The sequence below is a fragment of the Streptomyces axinellae genome, from assembly GCF_039532135.1.
In the GTDB taxonomy this organism is placed as follows: Bacteria; Actinomycetota; Actinomycetes; order Streptomycetales; family Streptomycetaceae; genus Streptomyces; species Streptomyces axinellae.
Genome location: NZ_BAAARJ010000007.1, coordinates 91,643 through 109,891 on the forward strand (window position 1 = coordinate 91,643; position 18,249 = coordinate 109,891).

General features: G+C 70.0%; 17 protein-coding genes and 1 tRNA gene. 13 read left to right on the forward strand and 5 right to left on the reverse strand.

Going from position 1 to position 18,249, the window contains the following annotated elements; all coding sequences use genetic code 11:
- Positions 1-32: 32 nt before the first annotated feature.
- Positions 33-791 carry a DUF5819 family protein gene (locus ABD339_RS12290; protein ID WP_344565226.1) on the reverse strand — a complete coding sequence of 253 codons (759 nt, stop codon included), beginning with the start codon at positions 789-791 and terminating at the stop codon, positions 33-35.
- 600 nt (positions 792-1,391) lie between these two features.
- On the opposite strand from ABD339_RS12290, the gene paaA reads away from it, so the two are divergent.
- The 6 genes from paaA (at position 1,392) to ABD339_RS12320 (ending at position 6,507) form a co-directional block, all read left to right on the forward strand.
- The gene (paaA, locus tag ABD339_RS12295) at positions 1,392-2,519 is read left to right on the forward strand and encodes a 1,2-phenylacetyl-CoA epoxidase subunit PaaA (protein ID WP_344565228.1); all 1,128 of its coding nucleotides are present in this window, start codon (positions 1,392-1,394) and stop codon (positions 2,517-2,519) included.
- 5 nt (positions 2,520-2,524) lie between these two features.
- Positions 2,525-2,809: a 1,2-phenylacetyl-CoA epoxidase subunit PaaB gene (gene paaB / locus ABD339_RS12300; protein WP_344565230.1), complete on the forward strand. Its 285-nt coding sequence runs from the start codon at positions 2,525-2,527 to the stop codon at positions 2,807-2,809.
- Complete coding sequence (gene paaC / locus ABD339_RS12305; protein ID WP_344565232.1) at positions 2,806-3,531, forward strand: 1,2-phenylacetyl-CoA epoxidase subunit PaaC; 726 nt, start codon at positions 2,806-2,808, stop codon at positions 3,529-3,531. The genes paaB and paaC overlap by 4 nt, the downstream gene beginning before the upstream one ends.
- Positions 3,525-4,106: a 1,2-phenylacetyl-CoA epoxidase subunit PaaD gene (gene paaD / locus ABD339_RS12310; RefSeq protein ID WP_344565234.1), complete on the forward strand. Its 582-nt coding sequence runs from the start codon at positions 3,525-3,527 to the stop codon at positions 4,104-4,106. The genes paaC and paaD overlap by 7 nt, the downstream gene beginning before the upstream one ends.
- A gap of 3 nt (positions 4,107-4,109) precedes the next feature.
- Complete coding sequence (locus tag ABD339_RS12315) at positions 4,110-5,183, forward strand: 2Fe-2S iron-sulfur cluster-binding protein (RefSeq protein WP_344565236.1); 1,074 nt, start codon at positions 4,110-4,112, stop codon at positions 5,181-5,183.
- Positions 5,184-5,400: 217 nt separating this feature from the next.
- On the forward strand, positions 5,401-6,507 hold the full coding sequence (locus tag ABD339_RS12320; protein ID WP_344565238.1) for an acyl-CoA dehydrogenase family protein: 1,107 nt from the start codon (positions 5,401-5,403) through the stop codon (positions 6,505-6,507).
- A gap of 87 nt (positions 6,508-6,594) precedes the next feature.
- Here ABD339_RS12320 and ABD339_RS12325 read toward each other — a convergent pair whose 3' ends face one another.
- The 3 genes from ABD339_RS12325 to ABD339_RS12335 all read right to left on the reverse strand — a co-directional run bounded on the left by ABD339_RS12325 (position 6,595) and on the right by ABD339_RS12335 (position 8,330).
- On the reverse strand, positions 6,595-6,942 hold the full coding sequence (locus tag ABD339_RS12325) for a rhodanese-like domain-containing protein (RefSeq protein ID WP_344565240.1): 348 nt from the start codon (positions 6,940-6,942) through the stop codon (positions 6,595-6,597).
- Positions 6,939-7,769: a J domain-containing protein gene (locus ABD339_RS12330; RefSeq protein ID WP_344565242.1), complete on the reverse strand. Its 831-nt coding sequence runs from the start codon at positions 7,767-7,769 to the stop codon at positions 6,939-6,941. Before ABD339_RS12330 ends, ABD339_RS12325 begins: the two co-directional genes overlap by 4 nt.
- A gap of 162 nt (positions 7,770-7,931) precedes the next feature.
- A complete protein-coding gene (locus tag ABD339_RS12335; protein ID WP_344565244.1) occupies positions 7,932-8,330 on the reverse strand; it encodes a winged helix-turn-helix transcriptional regulator in 399 nt (132 codons plus the stop codon).
- 108 nt (positions 8,331-8,438) lie between these two features.
- On the opposite strand from ABD339_RS12335, the gene ABD339_RS12340 reads away from it, so the two are divergent.
- Positions 8,439-9,095 carry an FMN-dependent NADH-azoreductase gene (locus ABD339_RS12340; protein WP_344565246.1) on the forward strand — a complete coding sequence of 219 codons (657 nt, stop codon included), beginning with the start codon at positions 8,439-8,441 and terminating at the stop codon, positions 9,093-9,095.
- A 559-nt stretch (positions 9,096-9,654) separates the two neighbouring features.
- Here ABD339_RS12340 and ABD339_RS12345 read toward each other — a convergent pair.
- A tRNA-Leu gene (locus ABD339_RS12345) sits at positions 9,655-9,738 on the reverse strand.
- Between the two features lie 324 nt (positions 9,739-10,062).
- Between ABD339_RS12345 and ABD339_RS12350 the strand changes: the two genes are divergently transcribed.
- From ABD339_RS12350 to pknB, 6 genes are all read left to right on the forward strand, one after another.
- A complete protein-coding gene (locus ABD339_RS12350) occupies positions 10,063-10,902 on the forward strand; it encodes an FHA domain-containing protein (protein WP_344565248.1) in 840 nt (279 codons plus the stop codon).
- Between the two features lie 10 nt (positions 10,903-10,912).
- Positions 10,913-11,431 carry an FHA domain-containing protein FhaB/FipA gene (locus ABD339_RS12355; RefSeq protein ID WP_344565249.1) on the forward strand — a complete coding sequence of 173 codons (519 nt, stop codon included), beginning with the start codon at positions 10,913-10,915 and terminating at the stop codon, positions 11,429-11,431.
- A gap of 36 nt (positions 11,432-11,467) precedes the next feature.
- Positions 11,468-13,105 carry a Stp1/IreP family PP2C-type Ser/Thr phosphatase gene (locus tag ABD339_RS12360; protein ID WP_425575973.1) on the forward strand — a complete coding sequence of 546 codons (1,638 nt, stop codon included), beginning with the start codon at positions 11,468-11,470 and terminating at the stop codon, positions 13,103-13,105.
- A 15-nt stretch (positions 13,106-13,120) separates the two neighbouring features.
- A complete protein-coding gene (locus ABD339_RS12365; RefSeq protein WP_344565251.1) occupies positions 13,121-14,527 on the forward strand; it encodes an FtsW/RodA/SpoVE family cell cycle protein in 1,407 nt (468 codons plus the stop codon).
- Positions 14,524-16,002 carry a peptidoglycan D,D-transpeptidase FtsI family protein gene (locus tag ABD339_RS12370; protein WP_344565253.1) on the forward strand — a complete coding sequence of 493 codons (1,479 nt, stop codon included), beginning with the start codon at positions 14,524-14,526 and terminating at the stop codon, positions 16,000-16,002. The genes ABD339_RS12365 and ABD339_RS12370 overlap by 4 nt, the downstream gene beginning before the upstream one ends.
- Before the next feature lie 151 nt (positions 16,003-16,153).
- Complete coding sequence (pknB, locus tag ABD339_RS12375) at positions 16,154-18,139, forward strand: Stk1 family PASTA domain-containing Ser/Thr kinase (RefSeq protein ID WP_344565255.1); 1,986 nt, start codon at positions 16,154-16,156, stop codon at positions 18,137-18,139.
- The last annotated feature ends 110 nt before the right edge of the window (positions 18,140-18,249 follow it).

Sequence of the window (18,249 nt, forward strand, 5' to 3'; positions counted from 1 at the left end):
CTGGTCTGTCGCTTGGTACCGCCCCTGGCCCGTCATCGGCCGCCTCCCGGAAGGTCGGCGCTGCTGACCTGCCACCAGGGCTGGAGGGCGTACTGCGTCTTGATGTCCACGCGCTCCTGGCTCCACGGCGGCGGGGCGACCGGCGTGACGGCGGAGCGCACCTGGATGCGCTCGACGCTGCCGCCGTTCAGCTCCGGCCCGAAGCGCCGCATCACGATGCGCTTCAGGTAGTCCTCGGAAAGCTGTCCGCGCAGCCCTATGGGCCGGCCCTTCTCGTCATGGTTGTCGGCGTAGAACTCCCAGCCGCGCCGCAGTTCGTTCTGCTGGGTGTGGCTGGGCGCCGGGTTGCCGCGGATCGCCTCTCCGTCCATGGCGCTGAGATTGACCCAGCCCGTGGTCTCGGTGTCGCCGCTGTCCTTGGCGACGGTGGCGCGGGCGTGCACGGCGATGTTCTGCTGGAGCGGGTTGGGCGCGAACAGCTTCCAGTTCCGCTCGAATTCGGGGTACACGTACGAGTCGATGACGTCGGCGTGCTGCTTGCTGATGGTGTTGTCCGGAGCTGTCTGGAAGAAGACCATCGCCACGTGGAAAGCGATTCCGACCGTGACGATGGCCACGGCTATCGCTACGAAGATCCGCGAGGGCAGTGAGAGCGCGGCGATACCGGCCGCCTCCTCGCCCTCGGGAAGCCCGGCACCGTGGCCGCCGGGTGGCCTGGCCCCGTCGGCAACGGGGGCCTCGGTGCCGCCCTGGGATGCTCCGGCGTCCACGGCGGGAGTTCCCGTGCCCACGGCAGAGGCTCCGGCGTCCACGGCAGGGGCTCCCGCGATGCCTTCAGAAGCCTTCGGGCTCCGGTCGGCGGCGGTTGCGGTACCGCGCCCGTGAAATTCCGTGTCGCGGTGGGGAGTTGTGCCCGCCCCCTCACCGGAGCCCGTCGGCTCTTCCGGCCTGTTCACGCCTTCCGGCCTGTCCGCCTCTTCCGGGCTGGTCGTTCCTACCGGCCCTTCGGCCTCACCAGGTTCGCCGTGTTCGCCGGGTGCGCCGGACTCGTCCGCCCCGTACTTCGCGCGCGGCCTGTCCGCCCCGCTTGTCCCGTCCACCCCGTCGGCCCCGTCCGCCTGCGCGCCACCCGGCGGGTTCGCTCCGCCGTCCGCCGCCCCGGGCACCTGGTGCGCTGCTGGCTCCATGCCCTGCCTGCTCCCATGTTCTCCATGCCCATGACTGGGCCGGTCCGCCTCGAAGACTCTCAGAGACTACTGGGGTGCGGGAGCCCGGCCCCGTGGGTCCGTGGCATTCGCTCTTGACACCTCGCGAGACCTCGGCACACCATTGGACCGAACGATCGGTCGGCTGGATTCGTCGGGAGATCACCGGGAGATCAGGGGGCTCGTATGGCAACGGGGACATCGACGCTGGTCGGGAATGACGCGACAGGGGGGACGGGTGAGGCGGAAGAGGCCGCCCTCCTGGCCGCATTCGACGCCGCCGTGGCCGCGGACGAGCGCATCGAGCCGCGGGACTGGATGCCCGACGCCTACCGCTTCTCCCTCATCCGCCAGATCGCCCAGCACGCGCACTCCGAGATCATCGGCATGCAGCCGGAAGCCAACTGGATCACCCGCGCCCCCTCCCTGCGGCGCAAGGCGATCTTGATGGCCAAGGTCCAGGACGAGGCAGGTCACGGCCTGTATCTCTACAGCGCCGCCGAAACGCTGAGCGCGGGCCGGGACGAACTGCTCGACAAGCTGCACACGGGCCGGCAGAAGTATTCGTCGATCTTCAACTACCCCACCGTGACCTGGGCGGACGTCGGCGCCATCGGCTGGCTGGTGGACGGCGCCGCGATCACCAACCAAGTGCCGCTGTGCCGCTGCTCCTACGGTCCCTACGCGCGCGCCATGATCCGCGTCTGCAAGGAAGAGTCCTTCCACCAACGCCAGGGCTACGAACTGCTGCTGGCCCTGAGCCGGGGCACCGAGGCGCAGCACACCATGGCGCAGGACGCGGTGGACCGCTGGTGGTGGCCCTCGCTGATGATGTTCGGCCCGCCCGACGACGAGTCGGCCCACAGCGCGCAGTCGATGCGGTGGAAGATCAAACGGCATTCCAACGACGACCTGCGCCAGCGGTTCGTGGACATCTGCGTCCCCCAGGCCGAAGCGCTCGGCCTCACGCTGCCCGACCCGGACCTGAAGTGGAACGAGCAGCGGGAGCACTGGGATTTCGGCGTCATCGACTGGCGAGAGTTCCACGAGGTCCTGAAGGGCAACGGCCCGTGCAACGAGCAGCGGCTGGCCCAACGCCGCGCCGCGCACGAAGAGGGCGCCTGGGTCCGCGAAGCCGCCGCCGCCCACGCGGCCAAGCAACGCGCCGCCAGGCAAGACCGCACCCCACAGGGCGCTGCCACCGAACACCGTGACGCCCACGCCCCTGCCGCCGACCCCGCACAAGCGGAACGAACGGACTGGGCGGAACGAACGGACCGGGCGGACCGAGTCGACCGGACAGAGAGGAGCTGAGCCCGATGAGCGCTGACTGGCCCCTGTGGGAGGTCTTCGTCCGCAGCAGGCGCGGCCTCTCGCACACCCACGCGGGCAGCCTGCATGCCCCCGATGCCCAGATGGCCCTGCGGAACGCGCGGGATCTCTACACCCGCCGCTCCGAGGGCGTTTCGCTCTGGGTGGTGCCCTCCCGTGAGATCACCGCGTCCTCGCCGGACGAGAAGGACCCCTTCTTCGACCCGGCGGCCGACAAGGCATACCGCCACCCGACGTTCTATGAGGTCCCGGAGGGGGTGAAGAACCTGTGACGCCCACGGCCTCGCCGACCGCCCTCGCCACACTCCCCCTCGCCGACGACGCGCTCGTCCTCTCCCACCGCCTGGGCGAATGGGCCGGCCACGCACCCGTGCTGGAGGAAGAGCTGGCGCTGGCCAACATCGCGCTCGACCTGCTGGGCCAGGCCCGCTCTCTCTACGCCGGGCTCCGTGAAGAGCTGGGCACCGAGGACGAGATCGCCTATCTGAGAGACGAACGGGAGTTCCTCAACTGCCAGTTGGTGGAGCAGCCACGCGGAGACTTCGCTCACACCATCGTGCGGCAGCTCTTCTTCTCCACCTATCAGCAGCCGCTCTACACCCAGCTCGCCCCGGCGCTCCCCCTCGCGGAGAAGGCCGTCCGGGAGACGGCGTACCACCGCGATCACGCCGAGCAGTGGACGCTGCGCCTCGGGGACGGCACGGTGGAGAGCCACGCGCGTACCCAGCGAGCGGCCGACGCGCTGTGGCGCTTCACGGGTGAGCTGTTCCAGCCAGTCGAAGGTCTGGATGTGCGCTGGGAAGAGCTGGAGGAGGAGTGGAGCGCCGGCATCGCAGATGTCTTCGGCCGCGCCGGGCTGACCGTTCCCGAAAGCCCCCGTACGGGCGCCTGGACCGCGGGTGCCGGGCGTCAGGGGCTGCACACCGAGCCGTTCGGCCGGATGCTCGCCGAGATGCAGTACCTCCACCGCAGCCACCCGGGGGCGACATGGTGACCGCCCCTGTGCGGGCCGACGGTGAGGAACGGCTCGAAACCCTGGCGAGACTGGCGGGTTCGGTCCCGGATCCGGAGCTTCCGGTCATCACCCTGGAAGAGCTGGGTGTACTGCGCACCGTCAGCGAACCCGAGCCGGGCCACCTCGACGTCCAACTGACCCCGACCTATACCGGATGCCCCGCGATCGAGGCCATGGCCTCCGACATCGAGCGCGTGCTGCGCCGAGCCGGAGCCGAGCAGGTCACCGTGCGGATCGTCCTGTCCCCACCCTGGTCCACCGACGACATCAGCGAGGAGGGCCGGCGCAAGCTGGCCGAGCACGGGGTGGCCCCGCCACGGCCCACCGCCCGCGCCGACGGCCCGTTGCTCGTGCCCCTTTCCCCCACCCGCCGCACCGGGCCCGCCTCCTCCGCCCCATCCGACCCGGCCATCCCACCCGCCGACCCGGTGCGCTGCCCGCACTGCGGCTCGGCCGACACCGCCCTGCTCAGCCGCTTCTCCTCGACGGCCTGTAAAGCGCTGCGCCGCTGCGAGCTGTGCGGAGAGCCGTTCGACCACTTCAAGGAGGTGTGAGCGGTGTTCCATCCCCTGCGCGTCACAACCGTCGAGCAGCTCACGGACGACTCCGCGGCGCTGACCCTCGAAGTCCCGCCCGAGTTGCGCGCGATGTACGCCTACGCGCCGGGCCAGCACATCGCGCTGCGCAGAACGAACGAGCGCGGCGAGGAGGTCCGCCGCACCTACTCGCTGTGCGACCCGGCAGACTCCGCGCCGGAGACACTGCGGGTCGGGGTCCGCCTGGTCGAGGGCGGCGAGTTCTCCACGTACGCCCTCAAGGAGCTGACCGCGGGGGGCACGGTCGAGGTGTTGCCTCCGACCGGCCGGTTCATTCTGGAACCGCGCGCCGGACGTTTCGCCGCGGTGGTCGGGGGGAGCGGCATCACTCCCGTACTGTCCATCGCGGCGACACTGCTGAAACGGCAGCCCGAGGCCCGTTTCTGTCTGATCCGCAGCGACCGGACGACGGCCTCGACGATGTTCCTGGAGGAAGTTGCCGACCTCAAGAACCGCTACCCCGACCGCTTCCAGCTGGTGACGGTCCTCTCCCGCGAGGAACAGCACAGCGGGCTGGCCTCCGGGCGACTGGACGAAAAACGGCTGACGGCGCTGCTGCCCGCGCTTCTGTCCGCGCCCGGAATACCGGCCATGGACGGCTGGTATCTGTGCGGCCCGCTGGGGCTGGTGGAGAACGCGTCCAAGGCGCTGCGTTCCCTGGGGGTGCCCAGATCCCGTATCCACCAGGAGATCTTCCACGCGGGCACACAGCCGGGCACGAGCAGGAACGCCGGACCCGGCACGGCCGTCCCCGCCGGTCCGGTGACGGTCAGCGCCACGCTCGCGGGGCGCGGCGGGACCTGGCCCATGGATGACGGTGAGTCGGTCCTGGAGACAGTGCTGCGCAACCGCGCGGACGCCCCGTACGCGTGCAAGGGCGGCGTCTGCGGCACCTGCCGGGCACGGCTGCTGACGGGCGAGGTCCATATGGACCGCAACTTCGCGCTGGAGCCCGACGAGTTGAACGCGGGCTATGTCCTGGCCTGCCAGTCCCACCCCCTCACCCCGAAGGTCACAGTGGACTTCGACGCATAGCCCCCACACGCGCCCCGTACGCCCCGCGCCACCCCCGGGCCCATCCGCCCGCCGCAGCGGGGCCGGGCCCCCACCCCCACTTCACACCCCGCCCCCTGGCAAAGTCCGCCCCCCGCCATTAACCTGACGCCCCGTCAGCAAAGGGCACGTCGCCGCCGGAAAACGCAGCGCAGCCGCACACCAGCCGGGCAGACAGCGCACGCAGGGGAGAGAAGCCATGGACTTCAGCTTCAGCGAGGAGCAGCAGGCGGCCCAGGAAGCGGCGAAGGCCGCCTTCTCGGGGGTCTCACCCGAAGAGGTCGAGAGCCCCGCGCTGGTACGGGAAGCCGTGGCCGACGACTTCGACCGTGCGCTGTGGCGACGGCTGGCCGCCTCCGACCTGCTCGGCCTCCTCGTCCCGCAGGAGCACGGCGGTTCGGGGCTGGATCCGGTCGCGCTGTGCCTGCTGCTGCGCGAGGCCGGCCGCGTGCTCGCCCGCGTCCCCCTGCTGGAGACCAGCGCGGCGGCGCTCACCGTCGGCGCGTACGGAAGCGCGGAGCTGCGGGCCGCGCTGCTGCCCCGTATCGCGACGGGCGAGCTGGCGTTGACGGCGGCAGCACACGGCCGCACGGGGCACGAACCGCCCCACCAGGCCGTCACGGCCACCCGCGAGGGCGAGGGCTGGTCCCTGGAGGGGACGCAGACGGCGGTGCCCTGGGCCCAGTCCGCCGACCTGACGCTGATCCCGGCGCAGACCGCGCAGGGCGCACCCGTACTGGCGTTCCTCCCGCCGGACGTGCCCGGCGTCACCCTGGCCGGGCAGGCGTCCACCAACGGCGAGCGCTACGCGGAGATCCGTCTCGCCGCGGCCCACGTCCCCGCGCGCGACCTGATCGACGCCCCGGAGGCCGCGGACCACCTGCAACGCCTGCTGACCACCGGTACCTGTGCGCTCGCGCTCGGACTCGCCGGGCGGGTGCTGGAGATGACCAGCGCATACGTCAGCGAGCGCCGACAGTTCGGCTTTCCCGTCGCCACGTTCCAGGCGGTGGCCGTCCAGACCGCCGACCGCTATATCGATGTCCGGGCGATGGAGGCCACGCTCTGGCAGGCCGCCTGGCGGCTGGCGCCCCTGGACGTGGCGGTCGCCAAGATCTGGGCGTCCGACGGGGTACGCAGGGTGGTGCAGACCGCCCAGCATCTGCACGGCGGCATGGGAGCCGACACCGACTATCCGCTGCACCGCTTCCACGCCTGGGCCAAGCAGTGGGAGCTGTCCCTGGGCCCGGCAGCCGCCCACGAGGAAGCCCTGGGCGACCTGCTCGCCACCCACCAGCCCGCCTGAGCCCACCGGCCCACCAGGCACAGGCAATTGCACCACCACCTGAACCGGCACCGGCACCGGCACCAGCACCACCACCGGCACCAACTCTCAGCGCACGAACGCCCGTTCCGTCTCCCCGACCAGGGGACGACCCGCGCTCTCCCACGCGAGCATGCCGCCGTCCACGTTCACCGCGTCCACCCCCTGCTGGAGCAGATACGCGGCGACCTGAGCCGAGCGCCCGCCGACCCGGCAGACGACATACACCCGCTCGCCCTCCCCGAGGCGCTCGGTCAGCTCGCCCTGGCGGGCGACGAATTCGCTCATCGGAATGTGCAGCGCGCCTTCGGCGTGCCCGGCCGCCCATTCGTCGTCCTCGCGGACGTCCAGCAGCAGCGCTTCGGACGGCAGCGAGGCCACATCTGTCTGCGGCACCTGTCCGGGAAGGGCGTTCATCCCTGCTCTCCCTCTCTCAGCCGGGCGAGCTCGCGCTCGCGCTCGGCCACTTGTCCGAGCAGTTGCTCGGCGATCACTTCCAACAGCGTGTCGGGGTCGTCCGGCGCCATCTTCAGCATGGCGCCGATCGCGCCGCCCTCCAGTTCGGCGGCTGCGTCCGCAAGCATCTCCTTGCGCCGCGCGAGCCACTCCAGGCGCGCGTACAACTCCTCGCTGCGCAGCAGCGCGGCGATCGGCCCCGGCAGCGGCCCGGCCTCCCACTCCTCGGCGAGCGCGTGGAGCGTGGCCGCGTCCCCTTCCGCGTACGCCTTGTTCACCCGTACGAGAAACGCCTCGCGCCGCTCGCGCTCCGCGTCGTCCTGCGCGAGGTCGGGGTGGGCCTTGCGGACCAGGTCGCGGAACGCCTTACGGGCCTCCTCGCTGGGCCGCACCCGGCTGGGCGGGCTGACGGGCTGCTCGTTGAGCATCGCCTGGGCCTCGGGCAACATGCCCTCGGAGTCGATCCAGCCGAAGAACAGCTCTTCGACCTGCGGCATCGGCAACACGGCACCGCGCGCCTCTTCGGCCTTGCGGATGTCTTCCGGATCGCCGGTACGCGCGGCGACGGCCTCGGCGATCTGGGCGTCCAGCTCGTCCAGGCGGGCGTAGACGGGGCCGAGGCGCTGGTGGTGCAGCCGCGAGAAGTTCTCCACCTCCACCCGGAAGGTCTCGACCGCGATCTCGTACTCGATCAGCGCGGTCTCCGCGGCCCGCACCGCCTTTTCGAGCCGCTCGGTACCGGGCTCTTCGCGCTCGCCGCTCGCGGGCGTAGGGGAGTTGGCATTCATCGCCACCACCCTACGGCCGACCCCCACGGAGCCGGCCCCGCGCTCCCGGATGATCGCCTACAACCGGACTGACCATTCCAGGCCAACCCTGACCAACCTCGCCCAGCCCTGACAGGCCCTGCCCGACCCCGCCACCAGGCCGCCCCGCCCCCGACCCGGCCCTCACTCCCTGAACGCGTCCGGGCACTTTTCCGCAGTATGCGGAAGGTGTCCGTCCGCCCAGCGCGTCAGCTCCACCATGGCCGGTCTCAGCGCGTGTCCCGAGTCGGTGAGGCTGTAGCTGACCCGCAGCGGCGGGCCCTCCTCCACGGCGCGCGTCACCAGCCCGGCCGCCGACAGCTCCGTCAGCCGGTCGGAGAGCATGCGCTCGCTGATGCCGGGGACCGCCCGGCGCAGCTCGGCGAAGTGTCCGGGGCCGCTCATCAACGCGGCCAGTATCACCCCTGTCCACCGCTTGCCCAGCAGCTGGAAGACACGGGTGATGGCGTGCTCGGGTGCGGTGCAGGCCGAAGCCGGGGACCGCTCGGGCGGCAGCTCTCGCAGCTCTCCACGCTCTGACATGCCTCCAGGGTACTGGCTCTCCACAAGTAGGTGCGGAAAAGTAAGTCCCTGTGTTAGAAATAGTTACGTAGGAAACTTCCCCTGCTTACTCTGCACTAGGAGCCCCCCATGGCCACGCTGCTGCACATCGACTCGTCCCTGTTCCCGCAGGAAGCCTCCGTCTCCCGGGACGTGGCCGCCTCCTTCCGCAAGACATGGGAGGCCGAGCACCCCGGCGGCACGGTGATCTACCGCGACCTGGCCGACGCCCCGATCCCGCACCTGGACGGCCAGGCAGCCGCGGCCGGCTTCGTCGCGCCCGAGGACCGCACGCCCGAGCAGGCCGCGGCCTTCGCCCTGCGGGAGGAGCTGATCAGCGAGCTGGAGCGCGCAGACGCCGTACTGATCGGCGCCCCGATGTACAACTTCACGATTCCCTCCACCCTGAAGGCATGGCTGGACCAGGTGATCGTCGTCGGCCGCACCACCGGCAGCGACACCCCGTCCGCGGCGGGCAAGCCCGCCACCGTCGTCGCCAGCCGGGGCGGCGGCTACGGTCCCGGCACCCCCCGCGAGAGCTTCGAGTTCGTGCTGACCTACCTCGACAAGGTCCTCGGCGAGGGCGGCTTCAAGCTGGACGTCGAGTTCATCGTCCCCGAGCTGACGCTCGCCGAGACGACGCCCGGCATGGAGGAGCTGATCGACCTGGCGAAGGCGTCCCGCACCCAGGCGCACGAAGCCGCCGAGAGCCGCGCCAAGGCCCTCGCCGCGAACATCGCCGCGTAGCCACCCGGCCGTCGGGCACGCCCGCTGTCCGCCGGCGCCCTCACCGGCGAATGTCTGCGGCCGGCCACAACCCAGTGGCCGGCCGCGGGCAACAGCACGCTCGGCCCGCTCGGCTCGCCGGACCCGTCCGAGCCGATCCACTGGCGTGTGACCGGCCAACCGCCCAGCCGGGCAACCCCAACCGGCCAGCCCCGCAGCCGATCAGCCCGCCCCGGGCCCGTCTCGGACCGGTCTCGGGCCCATCTCGGCCAGATACGCGGCGGATCCCGGCCAGTGCCCGCCGAATCCCGGCCACAACCAACACCGGGCACGCACACGGAGAATCCCCGCCCTGTCCCGTCCGCCGGGCCGCAGGCAGGACACACCACACGGTTCGTGACGAGCCCGGCGAGATCCGTGACCAGAAGACCGCGGCCAGAAGACCGCGGCCAGAAGACCGCGGCCAGAAGACCGCGGCCGGAAGAGCGTGAGCACAGGACGAAGCCCGTGACCGGAGAAGGGAAGCTCATGAGCCCACGAAAAAGGCCCCCACCGGAACCCGGTGAGGGCCTCTTCACTGTGCGCGAGGGGGGAGTTGAACCCCCACGTCCTTTCGGACACTGGAACCTGAATCCAGCGCGTCTGCCTATTCCGCCACCCGCGCATTGGGTGTTGTCGCCTGGCCCGTGGCGGGCCCCTGCCGACATCCAGAAGATTAGCACGCTGCCGGGGGTGGACTCACATCCGTTTTCCACAGCCCCGGGCGGACGCTCGGCGCGGGCCCTCTACGATCCATGCGAAGGTGTGAGGCGGTGCGAGGCACTGTGAGGGGCAACACTGGACCGGGGGCCTCCACTGGGGAACCAGCTGATTTCCCCGCGCGTGGATACGATCAGTAAGCAGTACCGCAGACTCGTCGTGCCCGCACCCGGGGCGACACACTGGGAAGTGGCACTAGGTCCGAGGGCATCTGGGAAGGAGGTGCACCGTGGGAGTTATGAAGCGCTTCGAGCAGCGTCTCGAAGGTCTCGTCAACGGCACCTTCGCGAAGGTGTTCAAATCGGAAGTGCAGCCCGTGGAGATCGCGGGTGCCCTTCAGCGCGAGTGCGACAACAACGCCACGATCTGGAACCGTGAGCGCACCGTCGTACCCAACGACTTCATCGTCGAGCTGAGCACCCCCGACTTCGAGCGGCTCAGCCCGTATTCGGGGCAGCTCGGCGACGAACTCTCCAGCATGGTGCGCGACTACGCGAAGCAGCAGCGCTACACCTTCATGGGCCCCATCAAGGTCCATCTGGAGAAGGCCGACGATCTCGACACGGGCCTGTACCGCGTGCGCAGCCGCACCCTCGCCTCCAGTACCTCACAGCCCCAGGCCCAGTCCCCGGGGCAGCGCGGCGCCCCGAACCCCGCCGGCGGTGCGGCGCCCGCGGGCTTCCCGCCCCGCCCCGGCTCGGCGCCTCCCGTGCCGTCGGGGCCGCCCGGCGCACCTCCGGCCTACGCGCCGGGCCCCTCGGGCTCGGCCGGGCCGCTGCCGGGAGCCGAGACCCGGCGCTGGATCGAGATCAACGGCAACAGGCACCAGATCTCCGGTCCGACCCTCGTGCTGGGCCGCAGCACGGAGGCGGACGTGCGGGTCGACGACCCCGGAGTCTCGCGGCGGCACTGCGAGATCCGGGCGGGAAATCCCCCGTCGATCGCGGACCTGGGCTCCACAAACGGGATCGTGGTGGACGGGCAGCACACCACGCGCGCTACGCTCCGCGACGGCTCACGCATCGTTGTGGGCAGCACCACGATCATTTACCGGCAAGCCGAAGGGTGAAGCGGGGGCAATGTCAGAGCTGACCCTCACGGTCATGCGGTTGGGGTTTCTCGCCGTATTGTGGCTGTTCGTCATCGTGTCCATCCAGGTCATCAGAAGTGACCTGTTCGGCACCAGGGTGACCCAGCGCACCGCGCGGCGCGCCGAAGCGCAGCGCCCGCAGCAGCAGCGGCCCCAGCCGCAGCGCCAGCAGCAGGGGGGCGGTGGCCGGCGCGGACGCGGGGGCGGGCGGAACGCCCCCACCAAGCTCGTGGTCTCGGAGGGTTCGCTCACCGGTACCACGGTGGCCCTTCAGGGCCAGACCATCACCCTCGGGCGTGCCCACGATTCAACGATCGTGCTGGACGACGACTACGCGTCCAGCAGGCATGCCAGGATCTACCCGGACCGTGACGGCCAGTGGATCGTCGAGGACCTCGGGTCGACCAACGGCACGTATCTCGACAGGACCCGGCTCACCACGCCGACGCCGATCCCGCCCGGAGCGCCGATCCGTATCGGCAAGACGGTCATCGAGCTGCGGAAGTAGTACCGACATGACGACCGGAGGGTGGGCACCGTGCGGATGTACCCGGAGCCGACGGGCGAGGTGCGCATGAGCCTGTCACTGCGCTTTGCCGCCGGATCACACGACGGCATGATCCGCGAGCACAACGAGGACTCGGGTTATGCCGGGCCACGGCTGCTCGCGGTGGCCGACGGCATGGGCGGCCAGGCCGCCGGCGAGGTCGCCTCTTCCGAGGTGATCTCCACCATGGTCCAGCTGGACGAGGACATTCCCGGGTCGGACATCCTCACCTCTCTCGGCACGACCGTGCAGCGCGCGAACGACCAGCTCCGGCTCATGGTCGAGGAGGACCCGCAGCTGGAGGGCATGGGCACCACGCTCACGGCCCTGCTGTGGACGGGGCAGCGGCTCGGGCTCGTCCACGTCGGCGACTCGCGCGCCTACCTGCTGCGCGACGGCCAGCTCACTCAGATCACCCAGGACCACACCTGGGTGCAGCGGCTGGTGGACGAGGGCCGGATCACCGAGGAGGAGGCCACCACCCACCCGCAGCGTTCCTTGCTGATGCGCGCGCTGGGCAGCGGTGACCACGTCGAGCCCGATCTGTCGATCCGCGAGGTGCGGGTCGGCGACCGCTATCTGCTGTGCTCGGACGGGCTGTCCTCGGTCGTCTCGCACCAGACGCTGGAGGAGACCCTCGGCGGCTATCACGGCCCGCAGGAGACCATCCAGGAGCTGATCCAGCTCGCGCTGCGCGGCGGCGGGCCCGACAACATCACCTGCATCATCGCGGACGTCCTCGACGTGGACACCCTCGGCAGCGAGGACACCCACGCGGGGCAGCTCAATGACACCCCGGTGATCGTCGGCGCGGTCGCCGAGACCCAGCAGCCGCTGGGCGGCGACCCCGGCACCCTGCGCACCCCGGCGGCCCGCGCCGCCGAGCTGGGCAGGGGCGGCGTGCCCCCGCAGGGCCAGTCAGGAGATCCGGAGGGCTTCGGTCCGCCCAATGGCGATCCGGTCGCCTCCCCCGCCGGAGCGTTCGGGCCCTACAGCGACGAGGACTTCACCAAGCCGCGCGCCAAGGGCAGGTGGCTGAAGCGCTCGTTGTGGATCACGCTCGCGCTGGCCGTCGTCGCGGGCGGGCTCTACGGCGGCTACCGCTGGACGCAGACGCAGTACTACGTCGGCTCCAACGACGAGCACGTGGCGCTCTACCGCGGCATCAGCCAGGAGCTGGCGGGCGTCAAGCTGAACAAGGTCCACGAGGACCGGCCTGAGATCGAACTCAAGTACCTGCCCCTTTTCCAGCGCAACCAGGTGCGCGAGACGATCGCCCTCAACAACCTGGCCGAGGCCAAGAGCAAGATCGACGAACTCGGCGAACAGGCCAAGGTCTGCAAGATCGTCGCCGAGGAGAAGCAGCACCCGAAGAAGCCGAAGGACTCGAAGAAGCCGAAGAAGCCGGAGGACAAGTCCGGCGGATCCGACGGGGGCTTCGGCCCGGAGGACCAGAACAAGCCGGTCGATTCGAGCAGGCAGGGCGGAGCGGGCAACGGCGCCGCCGCGGCCGGCACGACTACCCGGACCGCCTTCACCCACGACATCACTGCCGCCCCCTCCGGCTCTCCGTCGCCGAGCCCCGAGCTCACGGAGAAGCAGCAGGAGCTGGCCAAGCAGTGCACCGCGCCGTAGGGGGCGGCACAAGGCATGAGCAGCAACCTCACCAACACCGGCAGCAACACCACGGTGTCCTCCGGCGGGCTTCCCAGCCGCCGCAACACCGAGCTGGCGATGCTCGTCTTCGCCATCCTCATCCCGGTCTTCGCCTACGCCAACGTGGGCCTGGCCAAGGAGGATTCGCTCCCTCCCGGGATGCTCGGCTACGGGCTCGGCCTCGGGCTGCTCGCCGGCGTCGCCCACCTGGTCGTACGCCGCTGGGCGCCCTACGCGGACCCGCTGATGCTGCCCATCGCCACCCTGCTCAACGGCATGGGCCTGGTCTTCATCTGGCGCCTCGACCAGGAGCCGAGCATCACCCACGACGCCACCGGCGGGCCCGCCGCGCCCACCCAGCTGATGTGGTCCACGCTGGCGGTCGCACTGTTCGTGCTGGTACTGGTCTTCCTCAAGGACCACCGCGTCCTCCAGCGCTACACCTACATCTCCATGGCGGCGGCGCTGGTGCTGCTGGCGGCGCCGATCTTCTTCCCCGCCAAGAACGGCGCGAAGATCTGGATCACCATCCCCGGCGTCGGATCCCTCCAGCCGGGGGAGTTCGCGAAGATCATCATCGCGGTCTTCTTCGCCGGATATCTCATGGTCAAGCGGGACGCGCTCGCGCTCGCCTCGCGCCGCTTCATGGGCCTGTACCTGCCCCGGGGCCGTGACCTGGGCCCGATCCTGGTCATCTGGGCGCTCAGCTTGATGATCCTGGTCTTCGAGACCGACCTGGGCACCTCGCTGCTGTTCTTCGGCCTGTTCGTGGTGATGCTGTACGTCGCCACCGAGCGCACCAGCTGGATCGTCTTCGGCCTGGCCCTCTCCGCCGCGGGCGCCGTCGCGGTCGCCAGCTTCGAGCCGCACGTCCAGCAGCGGGTGCAGGACTGGCTGGACCCGATGCAGGCGTTCAAGGACGGCTCCGAGCAGCCCATGCAGGCGCTGTGGGCGTTCGGCTCCGGCGGAACGCTCGGCTCCGGCCTCGGCCAGGGCTACTCGCGGCTGATCAACTTCGCCGCCAAGAGCGACTACATCTTCGCCACCGTCGGCGAGGAGCTGGGCCTGTGCGGCGTCATGGCGATCATCCTGCTGTACGGGCTGATCGTCGAGCGCGGCATCCGCACCTCGCTCGCCGCCCGCGACCCCTTCGGCAAGCTGCTGGCCGTCGGTCTCTCCTCGGGCTTCGGACTCCAGGTCTTCATCGTCGCCGGCGGCGTGATGGGCCTGATCCCGCTCACCGGTATGACCCTCCCGTTCATGGCGCAGGGCGGCTCGTCCGTGGTCGCGAACTGGGCCCTGATCGCGGTGCTGCTGAAGATCAGCGACACCGCCCGGCGCCCGGCCCCGGCCCCCGCCCCCTCACCCGATGCCGAGATGACTCAGGTGGTCCGACCATGAACAAGCCCCTGCGCCGGATCGCGATCTTCTGCGGCCTGCTCGTCCTGGCCCTGCTCGTACGGTCCAACTGGCTCCAGTTCGTCGAGGCCGACGAGCTGAAGACCGCCCCGAAGAACCGCCGGGTGGACATCGCGCGCTACGCCCAGCCGCGGGGCAACATCATCGTGGACGGCAAGGCGATCACCGGCTCGACGATCGTGAACGGCAACGACTTCAAGTACAAGCGCACCAACAAGGACGGCAAGTTGTGGTCGCCGGTCACCGGCTACGCCTCCCAGGCGTTCGGGGCCAACCAGCTGGAGAAGCTGTACGACCCGATTCTCACCGGCGACGATGACCGGCTGTTCTTCAACCGCACCATCGACATGCTCACGGGCAAGCCCCAAAAGGGCGGCAACGTGGTCACGACGCTGAACTCCAAGGCGCAGAAGGCCGCCTACGACGGGCTCGGCGACAAGAAGGGCGCGGTCGCGGCGATCAACCCGAAGACCGGCGCCATCCTCGCGCTGGCCAACAAGCCCTCCTACGACCCGTCGGTCTTCGCGGGCAACAGCGAGAAGGACAGCAAGGCGTACAACGCCCTGCAGAAGACGAACGACCCGGACGACCCGACGCTCAACCGGGCGCTGCGCCAGACCTACCCGCCGGGCTCGACCTTCAAGGTCGTCACGGCGGCGGCGGGCTTGGAGAGCGGCAAGTACGACATCGACTCCAAGACCGACTCGGAGGACCCCTACCGGCTGCCGGAGTCCACCTACGACCTGGGCAACGAAGGCAACATCCCGCAGTGCAAGAACGCCAGCATCCGCGTCGCGCTCCAGTGGTCGTGCAACACCGTCTTCGCCAAGATGAGCGACAAGCTGACCAACGCCGAGATGATGAAGCAGGCGGAGAAGTTCGGCTTCAACCGGCCGCTGGACAGCGGCGCCCAGGACACCCCCGTCCGGCCCGCGGTCAGCGTCTACCCCAAGGACAACCGGCCGCAGAACGCCCAGGCCGGCATCGGCCAGGCGTCCAACCGCGCCACCCCGCTCCAGATGGCGATGGTCGCCTCGTCCATCGCCAACGACGGCAAGCTGATGAAGCCCTACATGGTCGATCAGCTCGTCGCGCCGAACCTGAACGTCGTCGAGCAGACCAAGCCCAAGGAGCTGGGCCAGCCGGTCTCGGCCGAGAACGCGCAGAAGCTCCAGTCGGCCATGGAGACGGTCGTCAAGCAGGGCACCGGAAAGGCCGGCCAGATCCCCGGCGTCACCGTCGGCGGCAAGACAGGTACCGCACAGCACGGCGAGAACAACAAGGACAATCCGTACGCCTGGTTCATCTCCTACGCGAAGACGAGTGACGGATCTCCCGTCGCTGTCGCTGTCGTGGTGGAGAGTTCCGACACACTCCGCAGCGACATCGCGGGTGGCAAGCTGGCGGCGCCCATCGCCAAGGGCGTGATGGAAGCCGTCCTCGACGGAAAGCAGTGACGCGTACCAGCAGGGCGGGTGACCCTCGTCACCACCGCCACACCGGGCAAGCAGGGGTGGCCGGGTACCGTATGCCGAGCAGCACACCGCCGTGTCGTAGGCCGCACGATCGACGCGCCGCGGCACGGAAGACCGGAGAGGGCTGGAGACTATGGAAGAGCCGCGTCGCCTAGGCGGCCGGTACGAGCTGGGGTCGGTGCTCGGCCGGGGAGGCATGGCCGAGGTCTACCTCGCCCAGGACACCCGGCTGGGCCGCACGGTCGCGGTCAAGACGCTCCGCGTCGACCTCGCCCGCGATCCGTCGTTCCAGGCCCGCTTCCGCCGCGAAGCCCAGTCCGCCGCCTCGCTCAACCACCCGGCGATCGTCGCGGTGTACGACACGGGCGAGGACTACGTGGACGGGGTCTCCATCCCGTACATCGTCATGGAGTACGTGGACGGCTCCACGCTCCGCGAGCTGCTGCACTCCGGCCGCAAACTGCTGCCCGAGCGCTCCATGGAGATGTGCGTCGGCATCCTCCAGGCTCTGGAGTACAGCCACCGCAACGGCATCGTCCACCGCGACATCAAGCCGGCGAACGTCATGCTGACGCGCAACGGCCAGGTCAAGGTCATGGACTTCGGCATCGCCCGCGCCATGGGCGACTCCGGCATGACCATGACGCAGACCTCGGCCGTGATCGGCACCGCGCAGTACCTCTCCCCCGAGCAGGCCAAGGGCGAGTCCGTCGATGCCCGCTCCGACCTGTACTCCACCGGCTGCCTGCTCTACGAGCTGCTGACCGTTCGGCCCCCGTTCATCGGGGACTCCCCGGTCGCCGTGGCCTACCAGCATGTCCGCGAGGAGGCCCAGCCGCCCAGCGCCTTCGACCCCGAGATCGCGCCCGCGATGGACGCGATCGTCATGAAGGCCCTGGTCAAGGACCCGGACTACCGGTACCAGAGCGCCGATGAGATGCGTGCCGACATCGAGGCATGCCTGGATGGGCAGCCGGTCGCCGCCAGCGCGATGGGCGCCGGATACGGCTATCCCGAGGACCAGCCCACCGCCGCGATGCGCGCGCAGGACCCGCAGACCTCGATGCTGCCACCCATGCGCCCGGAGGACGGCGGCTACTACGACGACCAGCGCGGCGGCGGCCGGCGCAAGCCGAAGAAGAGCCCCGTCTCCACGATCCTGCTGGTCCTCGCGGTGATCCTGGTGCTCGTCGGCGCGATCTTCATCGGCAAGGCGCTGCTCAGCTCGCCCCCGGACACCAACGAGGTGCCGGAGGTGAAGGGGCTCTCCGTATCGGAGGCCACCGACCGGCTCCAGAACGCCGGGCTGAAGGCCGACAAGGGCCAGAGCGAGTACTGCGGCGAGCAGAAGAACAGGGTCTGCAAGACCGACCCCGCGGCAGGCGAAAAGGTGGACAAGGACAGCACCGTCAGCCTGATCGTCTCCAAGGGCGCAGCACCGCGCGCCGTCCCCGACGTCGAGGGCGAGATCTACGCCGACGCCAAGCAGAAGCTGAACGAGCAGGGCTTCAAGGTCAAGAAGAAGAACCAGGAGTCCGAGCAGACTGCCGGCACCGTTCTGGACCAGACCCCCGCCGCCCAGCGGAAGGCCAAGCGCGGCGCGACGGTCACGCTGACGGTGGCCACCGAGTCCAGGCCGACCGTCCCCAACGTCGTCGGCAAGAACTTCGACGAGGCGCAGGAACAGCTCACCACCCTCGGCTTCAAGGTCAAGAAGACCGAGGAGGAGGACGAGTCCAAGCCCGCCGGCACGGTCACCAACCAGAACCCCGGCCCCGGTAAGCAGGCGGAGGGCACCGAGATCGAGCTGACCGTCGCCAAGGCACCCGACGACCAGCCGGCCACCGTCCCCGATGTCACCAACAAGAAGCTCAACCAGGCCAAGAACGAGCTGAAGGGCGCGGGCTTCGAGATCGGCACCGTCCACGGCGACCAGGGGGGCAACGCCATCGTCATCTCCACCACCCCGCCCGCCAACTCCGAGGGCAAGCAGGGCGACAAGATCGACATCATCACCCGCCCGGCCGGACCCGGCGACGGGGGAGGCGGAGGCGGAGACGGAGGAGATGGCGGCAACGGCAACGGCGGAGGCTGGTTCGGCAACCTGGGCCGCCACTGAGAGCCGAGCCGCCGGCTCCTGAACACGGCTGAAGGGGGTCCTCACCGCAGGTGAGGACCCCCTTCATGGTTTCGTGGGCCGAGGACCTTCGTGGCCACGGACCTTCGTGG

Excerpts from the sequence above, each read along its gene's own strand:
- paaA (WP_344565228.1), top strand. The coding sequence starts at position 1,392 with ATGGCAACGGGGACATCGACGCTGGTCGGGAATGACGCGACAGGGGGG.
- paaB (WP_344565230.1), top strand. The coding sequence starts at position 2,525 with ATGAGCGCTGACTGGCCCCTGTGGGAGGTCTTCGTCCGCAGCAGGCGC.
- paaD (WP_344565234.1), top strand. The coding sequence starts at position 3,525 with ATGGTGACCGCCCCTGTGCGGGCCGACGGTGAGGAACGGCTCGAAACC.
- ABD339_RS12320 (WP_344565238.1), top strand. The coding sequence starts at position 5,401 with ATGGACTTCAGCTTCAGCGAGGAGCAGCAGGCGGCCCAGGAAGCGGCG.
- ABD339_RS12325 (WP_344565240.1), bottom strand. The coding sequence starts at position 6,942 with ATGAACGCCCTTCCCGGACAGGTGCCGCAGACAGATGTGGCCTCGCTG.
- ABD339_RS12330 (WP_344565242.1), bottom strand. The coding sequence starts at position 7,769 with ATGAATGCCAACTCCCCTACGCCCGCGAGCGGCGAGCGCGAAGAGCCC.
- ABD339_RS12335 (WP_344565244.1), bottom strand. The coding sequence starts at position 8,330 with ATGTCAGAGCGTGGAGAGCTGCGAGAGCTGCCGCCCGAGCGGTCCCCG.
- ABD339_RS12340 (WP_344565246.1), top strand. The coding sequence starts at position 8,439 with ATGGCCACGCTGCTGCACATCGACTCGTCCCTGTTCCCGCAGGAAGCC.
- ABD339_RS12355 (WP_344565249.1), top strand. The coding sequence starts at position 10,913 with ATGTCAGAGCTGACCCTCACGGTCATGCGGTTGGGGTTTCTCGCCGTA.
- ABD339_RS12360 (WP_425575973.1), top strand. The coding sequence starts at position 11,468 with ATGTACCCGGAGCCGACGGGCGAGGTGCGCATGAGCCTGTCACTGCGC.
- ABD339_RS12365 (WP_344565251.1), top strand. The coding sequence starts at position 13,121 with ATGAGCAGCAACCTCACCAACACCGGCAGCAACACCACGGTGTCCTCC.
- ABD339_RS12370 (WP_344565253.1), top strand. The coding sequence starts at position 14,524 with ATGAACAAGCCCCTGCGCCGGATCGCGATCTTCTGCGGCCTGCTCGTC.
- pknB (WP_344565255.1), top strand. The coding sequence starts at position 16,154 with ATGGAAGAGCCGCGTCGCCTAGGCGGCCGGTACGAGCTGGGGTCGGTG.